Source organism: secondary endosymbiont of Ctenarytaina eucalypti, from assembly GCF_000287335.1.
In the GTDB taxonomy this organism is placed as follows: domain Bacteria; phylum Pseudomonadota; class Gammaproteobacteria; order Enterobacterales; family Enterobacteriaceae.
In genome coordinates this window covers 1,179,293-1,202,070 of record NC_018419.1, presented here as the reverse complement: position 1 = coordinate 1,202,070, position 22,778 = coordinate 1,179,293, and the positions used below count along the sequence as shown (strand labels likewise).

Here is a 22,778-nt window from a genome sequence, read left to right as displayed (position 1 = left end):
AAGGACTGAACCCCACATTACCATATTGCCCAGCACCTTGCATTACATCAAGATTGCACAATAATAGCCCCGCTAGCAACTAACAAGTAAAGCCTCTACTTTTCAAAAAATGCTTAGGAAGTACTACTTGGTGATAGAATCACGGCTACTTTTATTATATAATAAGATTATCTTCTTGCACTTACAGCAAGCGTAATAAAGGCACTTTAATTGATAAAAATCAAAACTCGTTTTGCCCCCAGCCCATCGGGTCATTTGCATCTGGGAGGCGCACGCACCGCACTCTTTTCGTGGCTTTTCGCCCGCTCGCTCGGCGGAGCGTTCGTGCTACGGATTGAGGATACCGATCTTGAGCGCTCAACGCAGCCAGCAATTGAGGCGATTATAAACAGCATGAACTGGCTCAACCTTGATTGGGATGAAGGCCCTTATTTTCAACTTAGACGTTTTGACTGTTATAATGCAGTTATTGACACCATGTTGTCTAATGGCACTGCTTATAAATGCTATTGCTCCAAAAAAAAGCTGGATCAGTTACGTGCATCGCAGATGTCTCGCGGTGAGAAACCCCGTTACATCGGATATTGTAGAGACAACCGTCATGACTATCATGCCGATAATGAGTCCTACGTTGTCCGTTTTAGTAACCCGAAAGCCGGTGAAGTGGTCTTTAACGATCTGATTCGCGGGCCTATCGCATTTCGCAACCAGGAACTAGATGACCTAATAATCCGCCGCACCGACGGGTCTCCTACCTATAATTTCTGCGTGGTAGTAGACGATTATAAAATGGGCATCACCCATGTTATCCGTGGTGAGGACCATATCAATAACACTCCGCGACAGATCAATATTTTAAAGGCTCTAGGCGCGCCAGTGCCGCATTATGCTCATCTCTCAATGATCCTTGGCGACGACGGGAAAAAGCTATCAAAACGTTATGGCTCGGTGGGGGTGATGCAATATCGAGAGGATGGCTTCCTCCCGGAAGCGATGCTGAACTACCTGATACGTCTAGGCTGGTCCTGCGGCGATCAAGAAATTTTTAGTGTCGATGAAATGAAGCGCTTATTTAGCCTTGATGCCGTAAGTAAGTCATCTAGTTCGTTCAACATCAAAAAACTGCTATGGCTGAATCATCACTATATTAATCACCTTTCTCCCGAATACATTGCCACACATCTTGTTTGGCATCTAGAGCAGCAGGGAATCGATACCCGTACCGGGCCCTCATTGAAGGACCTGGTGATGCTATTGGGTAATCGCTGCAAAACATTGAAAGAAATCGCCGAAAGTTGTCGTTATTTCTACGAGGATTTCAGCGGATTTAATGTCCATGCAGCCAAGAGGTATTTGAAACCGATGGCAATCCCGTCACTACAGGCAGTACGTGCCAAGCTATTGGCACTTGAGGAATGGACGCCAGCCTCCGTGCGCGAGGCCATTGAAAAAACGGCAGAGGAACTGCAGATAGGCATGGGAAAAGTAGGTATGCAGCTGCGCGTCGCGGTAACGGGCGCCGGCCACTCCCCTCCTCTTGATGTTACCGTGCATGCGATAGGTCAGGCGCGATCTCTTTCACGCATCAATGTAGCGCTAAAATTTATTGCACAACAGGCACAATCAACAAGCTCAGTCCATGAGGACTAATTTGATAGCCTTGCAACATTAAAAATATTAAGCATATTTGGCTATTGACAGAATTTTTTGTCCGCCTATCATTAAACTTTAGTCAACCATAGATGGTATCCTACATATGGGGCCATAGCTCAGCTGGAAGAGCGCTTGCATGGCATGCAAGAGGTCAGCGGTTCGATCCCGCTTGGCTCCATTAATAAAAACTCCAATCAAGACCGGATTTTTACATCTCGAAAAATATTAGAACAGGAAGAAGCGCTCCGGCCACCGGGGCTAAGCCATCGTACCGACGCTTAGCAAGCAAAGATGAAGATCATTCGTACCCCCGCGGCAGGCCGGGGGGGGGTGGTTAAATAACTAGACCGGTGATAGCGCCCGAAAGAAAACTAACGAGTGTAGAGCCATAAACCAGTTTTAAACCGTAACGAGAGACTACCTTTCCCTGATCCTCGTTCAGGCCTTTGATTGCGCCGGCAACGATGCCTATTGAAGAAAAGTTGGCGAATGATACCAAAAACACCGATAGAATACCCATCGATCGCGGCGATAATTCACTAGCTACTTTCTGCAAATCAATCATCGCCACGAATTCATTCGAGACTAATTTAGTTGCCATTATGCTCCCAACCTTCAGCGCTTCATGCAAGGGTACCCCCATCATCCAGGCAAATGGGAAAAAAATATAACCGAGAAGACCCTGGAAGCTTATGCCGAAACAAAGGCTAAACAGCGCGTTAACGGCAGAGATAAGCGCGATAAACCCAATAAGCATCGCCGAAACGATAATTACAACTTTAAAACCGGCTAGGATATACTCTCCTAGCATTTCAAAAAAACCTTGCCTTTCATCCTCCGCCTGAAGCATCTGTAAATCTTCTTCATCTACCCGGTAGGGATTAAGCATGGAAAGCACAATAAAAGTGCTAAACATATTGAGCACTATTGCTAATAAAACATACTTTGGTGCCAGCATCGTCATATAAGCGCCGACGATAGACATGGACACGGTCGACATTGCTGTAGCGGCCATAGTGTACATCCGCCGTTCTGATAGTTTTCCAAGAATGTCCTTATATGCGATGAAGTTTTCCGACTGGCCAAGAATGAGTGCGCTAACAGCGTTAAACGATTCAAGTTTACCCATACCGTTAATTTTCGACAGCACAGTTCCGATAATACGAATCACAAAAGGCAAAACACGAATATGCTTTAAAATGCCAATCAGAGCTGAGATAAACACTATCGGGCAAAGCACGTTTAAGAAGAAAAATGCGAGCCCCTGTTGATTCATATTACCAAACACAAAATCGGTACCCGCAGCGGCAAAACCTAGCAATTTATCAAAAAGGGCTGAGAACCCCTGAACTAAGCCCAGTCCCATTTGAGAATTGAGGAAACCATAAGCTAATACGATTTCTATAGCTAACATCTGGATAATAAAACGCACACGAATACTTTTACGATCACGGCCGACCAGCATTACGAACATCACTAAGATAGCAAGTGTCATGAGAAAGTGTAAAATACGGGACATGGTTGCTCCAAAAATGAGGCAGGGAGAATTTGCAGCTCATTTTATGTAACAGAGCGGGTAAAAACGAGTTATAAGTTGCAAATATAGAAAAATCCTGTTCTATTTCCGTTCGGATGTATGTTCACAGCCAAAAATTTTAGCATTTTTGTTTATTCTTAGGATCAGGATGATAAAATCTATGGCAAACCATGATGTGGTTTTGATTGTGCTTTTCTATCAACGTTAAATAACATTTCGCATGGGCCCTTCCGAGCTCACGATATACTTTGAGTAAATCGCTGCTATCGCAGATATAAAAATTGCTATAAATACAATTGGTAATTATTATTATTTTTATAATACTTTATAGTTACGTTGGTTGATAAGGATCATTTCTATGATAGACAGCCGTGCTGCTTCTAACAATAAGCGCGCAGCGAGAAAAGTGAATCTTTCTCTACTAGGACCAGCTTTTATAGCCGCGATTGGTTATATCGATCCCGGTAATTTCGCCACTAACATCCAAGCCGGCGCAAGTTTTGGCTACCGTCTAATGTGGGTGGTGGTATGGGCTAATATCATGGCGATGCTTATTCAGCTGTTGTCTGCTAAATTAGGTATTGCTACCGGTAAGAATTTAGCTGAACATATCCGCGATCGCTTCCCGCGCCCCGCAGTTTGGGCTTATTGGATACAGGCGGAAATTATCGCGATAGCGACCGATTTAGCGGAATTTATCGGTGCTGCTATTGGTTTTAAAATGCTCTTGAGTGTATCGCTTCTACAGGGTGCGATAATGACCGGCATTGTTACCTTTGCAATCCTGATGCTGCAAAATCACGGACAAAAACCATTGGAGGTCGTGATAGGCAGCATGTTGATATTTGTCGCCATCGCTTATATCACCGAGTTGTTTTATTCTCGTCCGGTCATCAGCGAATTATGTCTCGGTATGCTATGGCCGACGCTACCTAACGGCGAAGCCGTATTTTTAACTGCCGGTGTATTAGGCGCCACAATCATGCCACATGTTATTTATTTGCACTCTTCCTTAACCCAGAATACTCGGGGGGAAAGCCGTGCCGAACGTTATTCAGCTACAAAATTAGACGTGTCCATCGCCATGACTATCGCCGGATTCATTAATCTGGCAATGATGGCGACCGCGGCAGCAGCGTTTCATTTCAGTGGTCATACTGGTATCGCAGATTTAGATGAAGCATACTTGACCTTGTCACCACTCCTCAACCATACTGCTGCTACAGTATTCGGTTTGAGTCTAGTTGCAGCCGGGCTGTCCTCTACAGTTGTAGGAACAATTGCCGGCCAGGTGGTTATGCAGGGGTTTGTTCATTTCCCTATCCCATTACTGCTGCGGCGTATAATCACCATGCTGCCGTCATTCGTGGTGATTTTGCTAGGGCTAGATCCAACACGCATCCTGGTAATGAGTCAAGTATTGCTCAGCTTCGGTATTGCGCTGGCGCTTGTGCCGCTCCTAATCTTTACCGGCAACCGCCAACTAATGCACGAATTAGTGAATACGCCCATAATTAACAAGCTAGGCTGGCTGATTGCAGGGGTGGTTGTCACATTAAATATTTATCTGCTAATCGCCACCGCCACTTCGGCATAGATCGGAAGAGTATCGGTCTCTCACTACCTACATTACCAAATATAGAAAATGTTACGGCGGGATCCGTAATGTTTAAATTTTTACTAAGACCGGCTTACAACTGATATGACTGTATGCTTTTTGTAACATTACCGTTATTGTCAAAAAATTACTTTCTAATAAAAATTACGCTTCTTAAATGCCATTAAATAGCACGCCCGGTACCATGCTATCAAATAGCCTTTCCTAGGATCCCGGAAGATCCAGCGTATGCATCGTGTTTTGAGAAGAATGTCTTAAAAGCGGCACCTAACTAATAATAGCAAATATTCACATTTAATATTGAACTGAGCAAGGTTAATACTTATATCGTAGCTATGACGAATCATACGCCATCTTCTCTGAAGTAATATTGCATTTCTAAAACTACACACTCATTATACAGACGCCCTAGCGACACCACTGTTAGTTTCAGCCGAAATTTGTAATAATCGCGATATTCTATCAGCCATATCTTATATTTTTATCATTGCCATTTACATAATAGTAACGATACGCTCGAAAAACAGTACGTCATTAACGATATACAGTCGCTAAAACAGCTGCGTTTACCTTTAAAAAAATTAATGAAGAGTGCCTTCATCACCCAACCTATAGACTATCAAGCATGCAGTCGCAACAATTACAATATATTCAATAAATTAAGCATTGTGCTTTTGACTGCTATCATCAACTCTAAGTCAAGAACTAACATGACATATCTCACCCGATAGCGTGAGATAGTAAAAAGCTCTCTTCTTTTCAGTTAAGTCTAACAGCCCTCGCCAATAAACGAGACATATTTTTACAATCTTATTCCTCACTCCCACTCAATCGTCGCTGGTGGTTTACCAGAGATATCATATACTACTCGAGACACTCCCTGGATCTCATTGATAATGCGGTTAGAAACACGCCCCAAGAATTGATATGGAAGATGGGCCCAATGGGCCGTCATAAAGTCGATTGTTTTCACTGCGCGTAGCGAAACTACCCACTCATACTTTCGGTTATCGCCCATCACGCTGACAGAGCGAACGGGCAAAAAAACTACGAAGGCCTGGCTGACTTCGTTATAAAGATCTGCCTTATGCAGCTCTTCGATAAAGATCGCATCAGCGCAGCGCAGCAGCTCGCAATATTCTTTTTTTACCTCTCCTAACACACGCACTCCTAGACCAGGGCCAGGAAAGGGGTGCCGATAAAGCATATCGTACGGCAGACCAAGCTCTAAACCTATCTTACGCACTTCGTCCTTAAACAATTTTTTTAGGGGCTCTAATAGGTTCATGTTCATTTTTTTCGGAAGTCCACCTACATTATGATGCGACTTGATGACGCGAGCAGCACCAGTAGCACTGGCAGACTCGATTACATCGGTGTAAATAGTCCCCTGTGCTAGCCATTTTATCCCAGAGAGGCGAAAAGCCTCTTCCTCAAACACCTCCACAAATAGCCGACCGATAGTTTTCCGTTTGGTTTCCGGATCTTCAATACCAGAAAGCGCGGCGAGGAATCTTTCTTCTGCCTTTACATGGATAACATTCAGGCCGTAATAATTACCGAACATATCCATCACCTCACGCGCTTCATTAAGTCGAAGCAGCCCATTATCGATGAAAACGCAGGTTAATCTCTCCCCAATGGCCTGATGCAGCAGCATTGCGGTTACCGATGAGTCCACACCCCCGGATATCCCAAGGATCACCCGATCCTTGCCGACCTGTGTTCGAATGCACAAAACTGCATCCTCGATAATCTTATCCGGCATCCAGACCCGGTCGCAGCCGCAAATATCGAGCAAAAAGCGTTCTAATATGCGCTGTCCCTGGCGAGTATGAGTAACTTCGGGGTGAAACTGCACACCGTAAAACCGTTTTTCCTCATTAGCGATAATAGCAAACTGGCACGTTTTGGTACTAGCCACAGTGATAAAATCTTCCGGAAGAGCAGTGATGTTGTCTTGATGGCTCATCCAGACATCTAGTAGTTGTGTACCGTCGGCACCTATCTCATCCTGGATACCACGTAAGAGAAAACTATCTGTCAAGACCTCTAACTGGGCATAGCCAAACTCACCTCTGGAAGAGCTGTGAACTTTACCGCCGAGCTGCGTCGCCATGGTTTGCATACCGTAGCAGACCCCCAACACCGGCACACCCGCTTGAAACACATACTCTGTCGCGTGCGGGCTCTTCAACTCTGTAGTGCTATGCGGGCCACCGGACAGAATGATTCCATTTGGATTGAATGCGCGTATTTGCGCTTCAGTTACATCCCATGCCCTCAGTTCGCAATAGACACCAGGTTCGCGTACTCGACGAGCTAGAAGCTGAGTATATTGCGACCCGAAGTCTAAAATGAGAATGCGGTGTTGATGTATCTTATCTATCATTGATCACGTATTCCGAGAACTTATAGAAACAATTCCGTCCCTGACAGGAAAAAGCGTCAAGACTGACGGCAGGCGTCTTAATCATATAGATTGCTAAAAGGGTATGGTTAACCCATTCGGTAGTTAGGGGATTCCTTGGTGATTGTAACGTCATGAACGTGACTTTCCTTAATACCAGCACCGCTGATACGGACAAACTCCGCTTTAGTACGCAAATCATCGACAGTAGCGCAACCTGTCAGACCCATACAGGAACGCAGCCCACCCATTTGTTGATGGACAATCTCCTTCAGGCGTCCTTTATACGCCACTCGACCTTCAATGCCTTCCGGCACTAATTTATCAGAGGCACTATCTTTCTGAAAATAGCGATCTGACGACCCCCGGGACATCGCTCCCAGCGACCCCATGCCGCGATAGGATTTAAAAGAACGACCTTGGAATAGTTCAATCTCGCCAGGGGATTCTTCGGTTCCCGCTAAGAGTGATCCCACCATGACACAAGCAGCACCGGCGGCGATAGCTTTGGCGATATCGCCGGAAAAACGAATACCGCCATCTGCAATCACCGGGATACCAGTGCCTTCTAAAGCCTCTACGGCATCAGAGATCGCTGTGAGCTGGGGTACACCGACGCCAGTGACAATGCGGGTCGTACAAATAGAGCCTGGACCAATGCCGACTTTCACTGCACTAACGCCTGCCTCGACTAGCGCCAACGCGCCGGAACTAGTGGCAACGTTGCCGCCAATAATTTGCAGATCTGGATATCTGGCACGCGTTTCGCGGATACGCTGCAGTACACCTTCAGAATGGCCATGAGAAGAGTCAATAAGTAGAGCGTCAACCCCGGCATTCACTAGGGCAGCGATACGCTCTTCATTACCAGCGGCGGCTCCTACCGCCGCGCCGACGCGCAAACGGCCGTATTCATCTTTACAAGCATTAGGTTTTCGTTCTGCCTTTTGAAAATCTTTTACGGTAATGATGCCTATCAGATGAAATCGATCATCAACTACCAAAGCTTTCTCAACACGCCTTGCGTGCATTTTAGCCAGTACAACTGCGCGGCCTTCGTTTGCTTTTACGGTCACCAAACGTTCTTTCGGCGTCATCACAGCAGAAGCCGGCTGGCTCAGATCGGTTACAAAGCGCACATCGCGGCCAGTGATGATTCCCACTAATTCATTATCTTCAGTTACCACTGGGTAGCCAGCAAACCCATTAAGGGCAGTGAGCTCTTGCACCTTAGATAGTATAGTACTGGGAGTAATGCACTGTGGATTTGTTACGACGCCGCTCTCATAGCGTTTCACACGGCTTACTTCCTCTGCTTGGCGTTCGATAGACATATTTTTATGTATGAAGCCGATACCACCTTCCTGAGCCAGCGTGATAGCCAGAATAGATTCAGTCACTGTATCCATTGCCGCAGAGAGCATGGGGATGTTCAGGCGTATCTTCTGAGTCAATCGGGTACCGAGATCAGCCGTATTAGGCAGCACCATGGAATGAGAGGGAAGGAGCAAGACGTCGTCGAATGTCAGAGCTTCTTTAGCAATACGTAACATAGCAATATATCACCAAGGTAAATTTGCAACAGATAAAATATTGCCGTAGCAATATACAGAACGTAACCCGTTGCCTCCAGCATTTTTTAAACAATTTCCACTGCTCGCTTGAGCATTAATACTTTGAACAAAGTAATAATTTGCACTAAACTTTGATCATGATAACGCATTTATCGCAACTGCTACTTAGAGTTTTCTATCATCGTCCTAAAGAAAAAGATGCATGCGTAAGGTGTTAGGAAGTGAAAGAGAGGCGGTTGACTTATCACGGGCAAAATCACTGATATTGCCTATCTTTTCTGAGATTACCCGCACTGCACGCTCTCAGCGCATACGCGCCAAGCAAGCATGCTACAATGCAACGCTGCATCGAGCAACCTGCATCTCCTGCAAGACTAGATTTTTGGGCGTCAATAGTGAATATCTATTAATGCGCGCATCTTCCTTGATCTCTGCATATACGCCGACCCCTTCTTATCACCGCTATCATGCGGTAGAAAGTCACGGATCCTTACAATAAGCAAGCCGAAAAGCTTAAAAAGGATACGGTAATGAGCAGAAGATTGGTCAGGAGCTTTAGCAAGCATAACCTCAGACGTGCTATCTAGAAGTTACGCGTACCTTTTATTCGCTACAGTAATTCACATGATCTTCTGCAAGTATTTTACAACACATAAATCTGTAGCTGACGGTGATAAGATTCTCTAGCGCGGTGCAGTGTATTGCGCTTGATGGTCTCAAAAATTGTACATAGTAGGCTCTCGATAACCGTCATGATGCAGGGGTGATTGGAGGTATTCGGATCGAATAAAGAGACCAGAATTAATGTATTTATTGAATAAATAGATTGACGCTGTCAGGTTAGTCAAACTCATTGATCTCTGTAACGTAAAATAAGCTATATTGAACACGTGCACAATTTAGATCATGATTGGCCTAGCGAATCCGATGCCGTTCAAAACATGGCTCCGATGGAAAATAAAATATTTAAAACCAATAATCTGGGAACTTACAACGATATCAGCTAAGTTGTACAGTTCGCTAACAGTTTAGATCAATTCGTCTTCTCTCTAATAGCGACCCTGAAAACCGCTTGTGCACATCTTATGCGTCTATCGTTTTAATCAGCGAGTTCCATGCATGGAACTAATGATCAAATAGGTTGTTAGCGGTTTTCTGAGGACTACAAAAGAAGTCGTTAACTGGATATTGAAACTATGAACCCGCGACTAAAATGTTTCTCCGAACTTCCTGATTGAGTGGGTCATGATCAAGATCCTTAATTGATTTATTGGTTACACGCGCTTTCAGGAAGAAGCTTTTTCCGTCTATCTAACGAAGCATCACTTGCAGATCGATACTATCGAAGAACAACTCTTCTTAAAAATATATTTACAACTATGTTACTGAGCGCTTGTGAAATTTTTTATCATTAGCGATGATATCATGACATAACTATGATTATATAGGATAGAAATAATAATCTTAGATTATTTCAAGAAACACATTACCTGAAAGAGATTAAATCAATAGAGATAGTCTATTTTTATCCCAGAACAGGGATCATGTTAAGTAAAGATTCAACCTAAAGGGGGCATTACGCCCATTCAAGCTGAAACGCTATGCTAGGCACATAAGGAGTTATTTTTTTTCAACCAGCATGCTGAAACGCTTGTTGAAGCGATTAACACGACCCCCGGTATCAACAACGCGTTGCTTCCCAGTATAAAACGGATGGCAGGCCCCACATACATCCAGGTTCACATTGTGACCCAAAGTAGAGTGGGTTTTGATGATATTACCGCAAGAGCAAGTTGCAACCATGTCTAGGTATTGCGGGTGAATATCTTTTTTCATGGAACACCTCTTCGTCAAGCTGTGTCGCTATCTAATCTACTTGAGCTAGACTCGACGTGAATTAAGTTTATCGCTTTGGTGCCAAATAATCTTTAAGGAAGCACGTTTATATGCTTATTCAGGTGATTGTTTGAAAGCACAAGCTATACATAAAAAGCATACTGTATACTATATAGCACTCGTTTGACACACGGATTATAAATACATGCTAGTTATAAACGTCGCATTACCGCTACCCGTAGCTCAAACTTTTGATTACTTATTGCCTGCTAGCGCCGTGACAGCGGTGGGGGGCAGGGTGCGAGTACCGTTTGGTCAACGCCAAATCATTGGCATTGTCACTTCTATCCGTCAGCACAGCGACGTAGCTCTGGACAAGTTAAGGCCTATCAGCGAGATCATCGACAGGCGCTCACTATTCCCTAGCAGTCTCTGGCGCATCCTTAAGTGGTCTATTGGATACTACCACTATCCTGTCGGCGCGATACTTTTCCACGCTTTGCCAATTCTTCTCCGTCAGGGGCACCCCGCTGATATGGCGGTGCTATGGGAGTGGTTCATCACGGCCAAGGGACGCACTACGTTGCCTAATAGCCTCAAGAGAGCACCTAAACAACAACAAGCGCTCACGGCTCTTCTTCGTGGGCCAGTTTATCGTCATCAAATCGGGAGACTAATGCTGACCCACCAGGCGATGCACGCACTGCGTGCTAAAGGTCTCTGTGACCTGCGATCACAGACGGTAACAAAAAGCGACTGGCGACCGCGGTTCGCGGTTTGCAGCCAACCAATGCCGCTTAACGCCGCACAGTCTATTGCGGTAAAAGCTATTAGCGCTGAGGGCGATCGGTTCACGGCCTGGCTACTTGCGGGTGTGACTGGGTCTGGCAAGACTGAGGTTTATTTAACCGTACTGGAACATGTACTAATCAAGGGGAAACAAGCGCTTGTATTAGTGCCGGAAATCGGCCTGACCCCGCAAACAATCACTCGCTTTCGGGCTCGCTTTAACGCACCGATAGAAGTCTTGCATTCGGGACTAAACGACAAAGAACGGCTGTCTGTATGGCTTAAAACGCGATGCGGAGAATGTGCTATTGTCATTGGTACCCGATCAGCGCTATTCACCCCGTTCGCCTGTCTGGGAATCATTGTACTTGATGAGGAGCATGATTCTTCTTATAAACAGTCGGAAGCCTGGCGCTATCACGCACGCGACCTAGCCGTTCTGCGCGCACGTGAAGAAAATATACCGATCATTCTTGGCACCGCCACCCCATCCCTTGAAACCCTTTATAATGTACAGCAGAAAAAATACCGCCAACTTACATTAGCGAACCGGGCGGGTAGCGCGCAGCTTGCTGTGCAGCAGTTGCTAGACATGAGGGGTCTGCGTCTGATCCATGGCCTCTCCACCCAGCTGTTGAATAAAATTCGCGAACATCTACGGGCCGGAAATCAAGTCTTGTTGTTTCTTAACCGACGCGGCTTTGCGCCGGCACTGCTATGCCATGAGTGTGGATGGTTAGCTGAATGCCAGCGATGCGATCGCTATTACACGCTGCATCAGAAGCGGCAACAATTGCGATGTCATCACTGTGGTAGCCAGCAACCTCTGCCGAATCAATGCCGAAAGTGTGGCTCTGCTCAGTTAGTTGCGGTGGGATTAGGCACTGAACAGCTCGAAGAGCTGCTACGTGCGCTATTTCCAGACATGCCGGTGACGCGCATTGATCGAGATACTACCGTACGTAAAGGTTCCCTTGAGAATCATTTGGCTAAGGTGAAGAGCGGCGGCGCGCGTATTCTAATTGGCACCCAAATGCTAGCTAAAGGACACCATTTCCCGAATGTCACGCTGGTATCGCTGCTAAACGTGGATGGCGCGCTATTTTCTAAGGATTTTCGCGCTGCTGAACACTTTGCTCAGCTTTATACTCAAGTTGCCGGCCGCGCCGGCCGCGCAGATAAACCAGGGGAGGTGTTATTGCAAACACATTATCCGGATCATCCCCTACTACAAAGATTGCTGCATCACGGTTATATGGATGTTGCTCATGAAATGCTGGAGGAACGCCGAAAAGCAGGACTCCCCCCCTTTACCTGTCATATTATGTTTCGCGCAGAGGATCCAGATAGCCAACAAGCGGAAGGATTTCTTGAGCAAGCACAAAAGCTTCTAGATAAAAGCACACTGCGTGATAACGCCTTATGGTTCATGGGGCCTATCCCTGCGCTCGCGCCCAAGCGCGCAGGACGTTTTCGCTGGAAGTTACTCTTGTCACACCCGTCGCGTACGCAACTTCAACGCCTTCTAGCCGCCAGCTTACCGTTGATAAGCGCACTCCCCCAAGCACGTAAGGTCCAATGGTCGCTGGATGTAGATCCTCGCGACAGCTGACGCTATTGGTTTTTGATTCTTTGTAGATCATGGGTCGAGTATCAAAAAACATACGCGTACCATTGACTTTTTCTAGCTCGTATTAGGATCTGATAGACGAACATGGCCGGGGCTCGAATCCAATATGCCACTAGGCAGCTGAAAGACTATTGAAACGTTATGAAGATTATTGTCATCGCGGTTTTTTATGCGCATCCCCATCATGCAGACCTTCAATACTCACTAGGAGTATTTTCATCAGAAAATAGCTGTTATCAGCAATGAGAGACGACATATGATACTACCTGTTCGCAGGTATCAAAATTACAGACTAGAAAAAGCGGATAGCGAAATACCTTGCGAAAATTAGGTGGTATAATTGAACACTTCTATCCAACAGAGAGGGATAGAAGCTTGATTCTATTTCTCTTCTTCTTCAACAGCAGATCATGATATTTACGTATATCGTCAACGCATATAGTGGTTAACAGCCCGGATATGTAAGTAACTTACCGTTATCAAATCCAGAAGAGCCTTTTAAATCCTTGGGAATGCTCTGCAGTTACTTATCGGATGTCATTGTCTGTTCCGTTCGTTAATTCCAGTGCTAGCATATAGATTATGCCATGCTCTATTTTAGAATGCTAAACCACTTCACTTTCTATACGCCTTCAGAAGAAATATATCTGAGTCGAAAATATTCTGTAAAAAGCGACATATTCCCGTCTTAAATAACCGTAAATGAGCTATTTCCCGCCAAGTGGGGGAACAAACACCATGCCCATATCCCACGGCTGCTCAATCCAGGTATGCTGCGGAATATCAATAATGTAATCATCTACGAGCGGCCGGCCAGCGCCTTTAGCAAAAATAGTCACAAAATGCGCCTTAGGGTACATCTTACGAATAGCTTTAGCAGTACCGCCAGTATCCACGAGATCGTCAACTACGATAAATCTTTCGCCTGCTCCTTCGGCGCGTTTTAATACACTTAAATTGTGCTGATTGTCGTGATCATAGCTAGCTATGCATACGGTATCTACATGACGGATACCGAGCTCCCGGGAAAGCAATGCGGCTGGTACTAAACCGCCGCGGCTAACTGCGATAATCCCTTTCCATTGTTCAGCAGGAAGTAAGCGTGTAGCCATAGTGCGTGTATGGATTTGCAACATATCCCAGCTAACGATGTATTTTTCTCTCATAAATTCAGACCCGACCGACTTGAATCGGCTGCAAAAGTTTCTCGGGGAAAAGGTTGTCCGGGTATTATAGAGGCGGGGTTACCTAAAGACCACTTCTCCTCCCCTTTAAACCTTAGTTTGAGCATAGGAGTACGCAATGTTGATTGAATCAATATTCATAATACGGTAATGATTAATTCAGACGGACTTCATGCGTTTCAAAAAATATCATCTCTATGGCCAATCATTTTTCAGTTACTAACGGACTAATAGTAAAAAATTCGAAAAAGCAACGCAGTTCTCTGATAGAATACATGAAGGCCCTATCCTTTGCTTCATGGGTAGAAATAACTTCTCTTTGATATCTTCTCTGAAGACTGGTGCGATTAGATTAATATTTCTACAAAAATACTGATAATAACACTAGTTTTAAGCCTTGCTCTGACGGCTTAACGGTCCTGCATCGACTCAATTTTACATATTATCTCACCATCCTGAAGATGCCAGGTCAATTCTTGACGCATACGTTGCATAAAGAAATTGCTTTTAAAAAGACATGATGCAACATCCTGCCGTCTACTTAGGCATGTCTAAAACATCACATCATGCGGTGAGACTTTAAAGCCAGAAAAGAAAGCTAATGTCGGGATCAAAACTGCAGTATACGCTCAAATCACTCATTGAGTGGTTTATGAGACCGGTCTTAAATTTTTTGATGAAAAAGAATGAACAATACGATCATAGCCTGTCAAACATGCAGCGTATAGCGTAACCGTAATCTAGTACTGAATAGCACGAAACTTTAGAGTCTCTTGAACAACTGTATCATAGAAAAGTGGTGCGGATGCAATGACATCTGTTTTAACTGATCTAGGTCACCCTTAGATAATAAATATGCCACGACTCAGGGTGCTGACCATGAACAATAATGTCGTGATGCGCTATCTCTGGTCGAGAATCAGCATAACACCCCTTCACCCCCTCGTAGCTAGAGTGCGGCACTGTTGACTGACCACACCTTGCAAGTCACTCAGAGCTTTATAATTCGTATCTAGGGTACATCGATGGGATCTGAAAAAACACAAGTGAGAAGAAAAACTAACTATCTAAACCGGTTATATCGTTGATTAACAAAACCCCTTGCCAGTCATCGCAGTCTGGAGAGCCATGTATAAAAAAGTCCGGACAGCGATACGCTAGATTAGGATGTAATGCATGCCTGATATTTTTCGCATAGCATATACAATAACCCGGGTTGGCAACACGTTTTTTATAACAGTGAATGTGTGTAAAAAAATCTCGGTGGTTATTTCAAGCTAGTTCAATCTCCAGGATGCACTTGATGATGCGGATGATCAAAACATTGCACTTATCGGTAATGGCAGGAAAGCATATAAGTGCTCACTTGTGTCTAGTGGCTAGCAGTTTTTTTAAAAGCGCAATTTTCGAAAACTGTTTGAAACAAACATGCTATTTTTAAAAGGTTTTGCTAGGTCATGTCTCTCGTATGGATCTCGTTTTTACCTAAGGTTTCACTGTATCACGTCACCTTGTAAAGCCTTGTAAATTTCAGAAATAGAGGGTTTACAACCCATGCGCTCAACCAAAAAAGCCTCCGAAATTTTTTATTGATTTTATTCAGCTGAGAGAGGAGGTTTTACTATCTAAATAGTAGAATATTAATTCTAAATGAAGATAACAGAACAATTAGGTTTAAGCAATCTCTTCAGAAGGATAGCACATTTTTACAGGCTTGGGCACAGGACTGGGCATTTTCTGCGGTGCATAATTGAGCCAAGCATGAGCAAGAAACAGGGCGCTCACATTACGTGCCTCACAACCCCAATCAGGTTCATCGAGCAATGCTCGCACATGGCTTATAGGGCGCCGCATAAGAGGCATCAGATCTGACTCATCTCCCTGTAGATGCTGGGAATACAAATCTTTTGCCACCACGATACTTATTTTACTTGAGTAATAGGACGGCGCCATACTCAGGTGGCGCAAAAAAGTAAAGATACGCCCTTCAAACACCTTTCCCTACATCAGTTCTCGATTTGCCGCCTCTATCATTTCTTCACTATTTTCGATTATCCCTCTTGGGAAATGAAAATCATAATCTTCAATCCCAGCACCGTAGTCGCGAATTAGTACAAATGGTCGTCTAGTACGGGAGCGATCATAACCGATTCTTGCTTAGAAGGCTTCATGCACTCATACACGCACCGCGCGTTATTGCTGGACTTCAGATCGACTGATTCAACATATTAAACAGGCGTGATTTCGCAATAGTAGCCACACGATGTATTTTGGGTTTTTGTAGGTTCTTATCCATATCCTTCCCGAAAATGACGCATAAGATGGCTAGAGACTCGCCAATCAGTCTGCTCCATATCGTGTGCATTCATAAGAGCGCAAGATGACATGTGTCTAATTTCGGCCCTCTTTTTTACACTGTTACAATAGCCAAATGTTGACATAGCACAAGCTCACGGGAGCGGGCTTATGCTGCTTCTATCAGGATCAGCAAACGTCCTTGCAATACCAATTCATTATGTTAAGGCATCCATGCATGAGGCAAGCCTGCAGGAAAGTGTCTCTGTGTCTCTTACGCTCTTACCTTTACAGTAGATTTTTCTTTCGGTATGTACGATTATCGCTTTTGTTCATACGAACGGTCCCTGTTGAGCATCTCTCGTTTATTTAGCTCTTTTTACACGCCATCTGACGCTGGGAGCAGGAAGTTCTATCAAGCATTATATGTCTATTACTTTCACAAGCAGCTACTAATCCCGCGCTGCGATAATGTCTACTCAGATTCCTACGCCATAAAATTATTATAACCTAGTAAACACTTGAGAACGTAAATAGCGTTACAATCTTACAGAAGATTGCAATTCATGCTTTGGCATAAAGGGAAAAATTCATCTCCTACAACACTTATCTTGAGCTTATTGGGGATGACAGTATATTTTTGTCATGACGGGTCGCAACTAAGATTGCATGATCATAGTGAATGGTTATAGAGAATTTAATGATCTTGTCATGTATCGTATCTGATATCACATGTTTGTTGAATGAATTTTGAGGTCGTGAGCGTGAGCGAGCTAGTCGGGCTGATGCTTGCGCCATGCGGCATATTGTTCGATTCTGCTAACCATATTATTAGGTTAAAAGCGCCGTTCATTGTCCTGGGCTCTCATTACACCTGTTAATCACTGAGAACCAGACTGCGCTCACTCTTCAGAGGTATTTTATTAACATGTAGCTATTGCAATTAGTGAGCACCTGGATGTTGGCGTTAATAATATATTTTCTGCAAGCAGGTCACGTAAGTCGATTAAACTATGCGAGGCAAGATCATAAAAACAGGCATCATAAGAAGTTTATGAGCTTTTATATTATATTTATTTCTACTTTGATTTTGATCAAAAAAAGTATTTTTTATATGATTGAAAAACCTGAACGGTAATAACTTCTTTTTTAGGTCTTATGAATGACGCCTTAATTGTATTGACTTTTCATTATTTATTTTCTTATATACGTGCAAGATCTGATCTTGAAAAATATTTCGCTCTTCGCTAGAAGCGCGTTAGTAGCTGTCTGTACGTTTTCAATAAAATATTATATCCGTTAAGTGTATCGTTAGCGCTCTAATACGACTTTGACTAAATATTGCCGATGGCTTTGCTTTATCAGACTCCCTAGGAGTCTTTAGATTAGCGTCACCGGTTAGGTCATACACTGAACACCGATAAGTCTACTCATCTCTCTATCTACTAACAGATGGTAATTAAACAATACTTTGCATTGTATGAGAGCGTATTGCTGGACTTACAATGCTCCTAATATCAGAAGAGTGAAGGTTGGTTCTATGCATGAGATAATCAGTAATTTCATCATGTTTTGAAGTTATTTTTCTGATACAAAATGTTTTGATCCCTGCTTAAGATGAGAAGCGCATCTGATGGTGTTAAGGGGGGAGGCCTATTAAGGCTAAAGGTTACCTGAATAAGGTATTATTACCTCTCAGAAAAAAAATTAAGACCAGTATGCATTATTGATAATGATGCTGGCGCTCACTATATAAAAGAGTGTTCGGCCAACGTGGCAAAAAAATTTTTATGCCTATGCATCTATGCCTGATATATCTCTCCATACTGTCATAAAATTGCGTTAATTAAGAGAATGATTATACATTGCTGCTTCATGATTTTAGGTTTTAGTTCTATCATAAATGTTATTCAGTCAGAGAAATGCAGTTAGTGAAGCTAATAATTTCCTAGTATTTTATATAATTAACAAAGACATAATAAATTATCCAAATACTTGCCAGATTAGAGTTCTAGATACACTCAACAGTATCAGGATCGCCTGATAATCAGCAGTACCAGCGTGCTTTCAGCACACGAATTAGGTTTTAGCGTAGGTCCTTAAGGTGTTATATAAAAAAGATGCTCAATTAATAGGGCATTGCGTTGCATACAACAACAATTTTGCTATGATTTTATTAAAAAAAGTGAATATTTTTGTTATCTTGGGGCGTATTAGTGCGCCATACAGAACAGATGCATAATTTTAGATTACAAAACTTCAGGAAAGCATGTAATTTACAGCATCAATGCTATTTATTCAACATACCAAAGGTAGGGCTCATCTGTATCCTGACTACCGATGCAGTCATTAATTGAAATACTTCATCAGTAGCATTCAGAAAACAGCGTTGTATTGCTAACATTATTCTCTAATAACATTAGAGATGCTTCATTTAGCACTCTGTTAAGATTAACGATCATTTTGTATTGCAATTAATACACATCATATTATGTTCTTGTCTAAATATACAGACACCATGGCGCCTCTTCTTTTTATGTGATTAACTGTACTAATATATAATCGATAAAGAATCTTTCTAGTCCGGTCGTCAGCTTGTGTGACGCCTACGAAAAACCGCCAAGATAAACCTAAAACTTATTATTAATGGTTACAGAGTCGTCTTGCTATATGCGCATCAGAAGTGAAATAATACATTGACTTTCCAGGCTTTCACTTCTAGACGGGTCATTAAGACATGTTAAGTTTGTTTGGTTTAGCTTAAACGCAGAAAAAACATAAGACGTGATGGCTACATCGAACAGCAAGCGAATTAGGGATTTTGGCTGCATTGGGAAAGGCCCCTGTTCTAGCGAAAATTAGATACTTTATGCCCTATATAAAGTGTTTTTCCCTATATAGGCAATAGGTAACCGAAATAATGCGGGCCTTAATCAAGCCGTCAACCGTAAACTTAAGGGCTGAATCCGAGGTTGCCGTATTGTCGGGGATGCCGTTCAAACATGCGGTTTCCCCCGCATCTCTGCTGAAAATGTATAAAATGAGTAAGTTAAGATGAAAAGAATGTTAATTAACGCCACTCAACAGGAGGAGTTGCGTATCGCGCTGGTAGATGGCCAGAAGCTTTATGACTTGGATATTGAGAGCCCCGGGCATGAGCAGAAAAAAGCTAATATTTACAAAGGAAAACTCACTCGTATTGAACCTAGTTTGGAGGCAGCATTTGTAGATTATGGCGCCGAACGGCAGGGTTTTCTACCCATGAAAGAAATTGCCCGTGAGTACTTTCCTCCTCAATATACCGCCCATAGCCGACTCAATATAAAAGATGTGCTAGGTGAAGGTCAGGAAGTAATCGTGCAGGTAGATAAAGAGGAGCGAGGAAATAAGGGCGCGGCGCTGACAACCTTTATAAGCTTGGCTGGCAGCTATCTCGTCCTAATGCCGAATAATCCGCGTGCCGGTGGCATTTCGCGCCGCATCGAAGGGGAAGACCGAACCCAGCTCAAAGAAGCGCTGTCCTCCCTCACGCTTCCTGAAGGCATGGGTCTTATCGTCCGCACCGCTGGTGTTGGGAAATCGGCTGATGCGTTGCAATGGGATCTTACCTTTCGCCTCAAGCATTGGCAAGCCATTCAAAAGGCAGCGGAAGGACGCCCGGCGCCGTTTTTGATTCACCAAGAAAGTACTGTGATCGTACGTGCTTTCCGAGATTATTTACGACCTGATATTGGCGAGATTCTAATCGATAACCCGAAAGTACTACACCTAGCAAAAGAGCATATTACCTCGCTCGGGCGACCTGATTTTACCAGTAAAATTAAGCTCTACAGCGGTGAAACGCCTCTGTTTAGCCACTACCAGATCGAATCACAGATTGAATCAGCATTTCAGCGTGAAGTACGATTGCCATCAGGAGGTTCGATAGTCATCGACACCAGCGAAGCCCTTACAGCCATTGATATCAATTCCGCGCGTTCAACCCGCGGAGGCGATATTGAAGAAACTGCTTTCAATACCAATCTTGAGGCAGCAAATGAAATCGCCCGTCAGCTACGCCTGCGCGACCTAGGTGGTCTGATCGTTATTGACTTCATAGACATGACCCCGGCGCGGCATCAGCGCGAAGTAGAAAATTGCTTACGCCAGGCAGTCCGACAGGACCGTGCGCGTATTCAAATAGGCCGCATCTCCCGCTTCGGCTTACTAGAACTTTCCCGTCAGCGTCTCAGCCCGTCACTGGGCGAATCTCGCCATCACGTTTGCCCCCGCTGCAGTGGAACCGGCGCCATCCGTGATAACAAATCTCTTTCCCTAGCTATACTACGGCTCATTGAAGAAGAAGCGCTGAAAGAGAAGACCCACGAAGTTCATGCCATCGTTCCGGTTCCTATAGCGTCCTATTTACTCAACGAGAAGCGTGAAGCCATCAATGCAATTGAGCATCGTCAAGGCGGAGTCCGGGCAATTATCGTGCCACACGATCAAATGCATACTCCGCACTATGCCGTTTTGCGTGTGCGCAAAGGCGAAGAGGCGCCCACCCTAAGCTACCTTCTGCCAAAATTACATGAAGCGGAAATGCTTCAACGGCCTGAGGGGGTTATTATTACAGAGCCCAAGCGCTCAGAGCAGCCTGCTCTGACAAATGTTGCTATGCCAGATATGCACCAGCAGGAACCTAGAAAGACACAACGCTCTGCTATAGAGACAGCGAGAGCCTCCTCTAGGGTCTTCAGCCGCCTGATCGCAAGCGTCAAATCTGCTATCTGCACGCTGACGCCATGGCCGGCAACGAAGAGTGGCGAAACCATTGCAATCAAGACACAGTCTAAGGCTAACCCTCCACGCAGTCAGAAACCTCACAATCATCGTGGGCAACGTCGATCACGGGGTGACCAGAGAGAGCTCAGCAATGCAGTAACTCGTTCCGGTCAGGACAGTCTTTATCTGCATGAACGCTGTGAATGTCCTGACGGGATGCGCCACAAGCTTCCCCATTCCACCTCCGAGACTCAGCCTCAGGAAGGTATTGTAATCGAGCAGCTGCAGCCAGATCGAACGAAACAACTAAGTTCACAACATGTAGATCGTCAGCGTCGATGTCAGCAAGAGCTAAAAGCGACAGTCGTTAAGGGGGAGCTGCATACACTTCTGTCGGAGGCGGCGCCAACTGCAAATAACACTGCTAGTGAAGAAGATCAACCTATTCGGGACAGGCCACGCCGCTGCCGGCGTGGCCTTAACCGTAAAATCTATGGCGTCGATCACGGCGAGCACTCCCGCTCCCCCGCCACCGTAGCGCCATCAGAAGCGACGGAAAGCGCCACTGCCGCATTTAATGCCGCTGTAGAAATCCAAGATGACGATATTAGAAATATTCAAAGAGTCAATCATGCTGCGCTTGCAATCGGTAATGCCAGCAACAGGGTTAACGTCCCAGAGGAGAGTTTACCACGCCGTTCTCGTCGTTCACCTCGTCATCTACGCGTTAGCGGTCAGAGGCGTCGTCGTTACTACCGTAACGACCGTTATCTACTTTCATCACCAGTACCTCTTACTAGCGCCGTAGTGTCGCCAGAGATAGCCTTGGGTAAAGTGTGGATATGCTATCCTATTAGCCCCATTAAAAAACCTAACGATGACGCTAATACTTCTGGGAATACACATCCCGAAGCATCATCTGTTACCTCTGCCACAGTGAGGCAAGAGCAGGTCACATCTGCATTTTCCTCGACGAGTGAAATGCTGACCTCAACAGTCAGTGGGGTCCTGAACAGTCAACAGCTTCCAAGATCAACGTGGGTCACGCCGTTGCCAGAGCAAAAGGCGACTAGTGACAGCGTCGAGCCCTTACTGTATCCAAGCGAATATAGGGAAGGGAAACAACCATGGCAGTACGAGATACCGGGGCTGCATTTCAACAGCTCAGTCACACTACAAGTGCAGCATGTCGACGACCTAAAAAAAGCACTGGCACAGCTTAATGAGGCTCCTTCTAGTTCTGGCGATGATGCGGAAGTTACAGTCCTCCCGATCACTGCAGCCGTTCCGCTGTCTTTGAAACTAAGCAATGAAGAACGACGTTCTGCGTATGCACTTCTAGCATTTCCTGTAGTCTTCTGCCATGACGATGCGCCTCCTTCAATCCAGAATCCTCAGAAATAAGCTCACCTCAAACGAGCACTCTTTCGCGCCCTAAACATCAAATTATGGTTCATGTAGCGCCTGATTCCTGCATAGTCTCCGAAC

The 22,778-nt window shown here is 44.6% G+C and carries 9 protein-coding genes, 1 tRNA gene and 1 pseudogene; 5 read left to right on the top strand and 6 right to left on the bottom strand.

Annotated features, from left to right (window positions below; translation table 11 throughout):
- Positions 1–213: 213 nt before the first annotated feature.
- Both gltX and A359_RS03430 read left to right on the top strand, forming a co-directional pair.
- On the top strand, positions 214–1,650 hold the full coding sequence (gene gltX / locus A359_RS03435; RefSeq protein ID WP_044104753.1) for a glutamate--tRNA ligase: 1,437 nt from the start codon (positions 214–216) through the stop codon (positions 1,648–1,650).
- Between the two features lie 108 nt (positions 1,651–1,758).
- A tRNA-Ala gene (locus tag A359_RS03430) sits at positions 1,759–1,831 on the top strand.
- A 156-nt stretch (positions 1,832–1,987) separates the two neighbouring features.
- On the opposite strand, the gene A359_RS03425 is transcribed toward A359_RS03430, so the two are convergent.
- Positions 1,988–3,172 (bottom strand): NupC/NupG family nucleoside CNT transporter, encoded by a 1,185-nt coding sequence (locus A359_RS03425; RefSeq protein WP_014888466.1) that lies wholly within the window; start codon positions 3,170–3,172, stop codon positions 1,988–1,990.
- Between the two features lie 376 nt (positions 3,173–3,548).
- On the opposite strand from A359_RS03425, the gene A359_RS03420 reads away from it, so the two are divergent.
- Entirely contained in the window at positions 3,549–4,787 is a 1,239-nt protein-coding gene (locus A359_RS03420) for an Nramp family divalent metal transporter (RefSeq protein ID WP_014888465.1), read from the top strand.
- An 838-nt stretch (positions 4,788–5,625) separates the two neighbouring features.
- On the opposite strand, the gene guaA is transcribed toward A359_RS03420, so the two are convergent.
- The 3 genes from guaA to rpmE all read right to left on the bottom strand — a co-directional run bounded on the left by guaA (position 5,626) and on the right by rpmE (position 10,628).
- Positions 5,626–7,200 carry a glutamine-hydrolyzing GMP synthase gene (gene guaA, locus A359_RS03415; RefSeq protein ID WP_014888464.1) on the bottom strand — a complete coding sequence of 525 codons (1,575 nt, stop codon included), beginning with the start codon at positions 7,198–7,200 and terminating at the stop codon, positions 5,626–5,628.
- Between the two features lie 107 nt (positions 7,201–7,307).
- Entirely contained in the window at positions 7,308–8,771 is a 1,464-nt protein-coding gene (gene guaB / locus A359_RS03410) for an IMP dehydrogenase (RefSeq protein WP_014888462.1), read from the bottom strand.
- Between the two features lie 1,641 nt (positions 8,772–10,412).
- The gene (gene rpmE, locus A359_RS03400; protein ID WP_014888461.1) at positions 10,413–10,628 is read right to left on the bottom strand and encodes a 50S ribosomal protein L31; all 216 of its coding nucleotides are present in this window, start codon (positions 10,626–10,628) and stop codon (positions 10,413–10,415) included.
- Positions 10,629–10,833: 205 nt separating this feature from the next.
- Here rpmE and priA point away from each other — a divergent pair, with 205 nt between their 5' ends.
- Positions 10,834–13,029, top strand: coding sequence for a primosomal protein N' (gene priA, locus A359_RS03395; RefSeq protein WP_014888460.1), 2,196 nt, complete (start codon positions 10,834–10,836; stop codon positions 13,027–13,029).
- A gap of 725 nt (positions 13,030–13,754) precedes the next feature.
- Here the strand turns inward: priA and gpt are convergent.
- Together gpt and nudE are read right to left on the bottom strand one after the other, a co-directional pair.
- On the bottom strand, positions 13,755–14,213 hold the full coding sequence (gene gpt / locus A359_RS03390) for a xanthine phosphoribosyltransferase (RefSeq protein ID WP_014888458.1): 459 nt from the start codon (positions 14,211–14,213) through the stop codon (positions 13,755–13,757).
- Between the two features lie 1,692 nt (positions 14,214–15,905).
- Positions 15,906–16,527: pseudogene (gene nudE, locus A359_RS04270) on the bottom strand (ADP compounds hydrolase NudE).
- A 3,053-nt stretch (positions 16,528–19,580) separates the two neighbouring features.
- Between nudE and rne the strand changes: the two are divergent.
- The gene (rne, locus tag A359_RS03380; RefSeq protein ID WP_014888455.1) at positions 19,581–22,694 is read left to right on the top strand and encodes a ribonuclease E; all 3,114 of its coding nucleotides are present in this window, start codon (positions 19,581–19,583) and stop codon (positions 22,692–22,694) included.
- Positions 22,695–22,778: the final 84 nt, after the last annotated feature.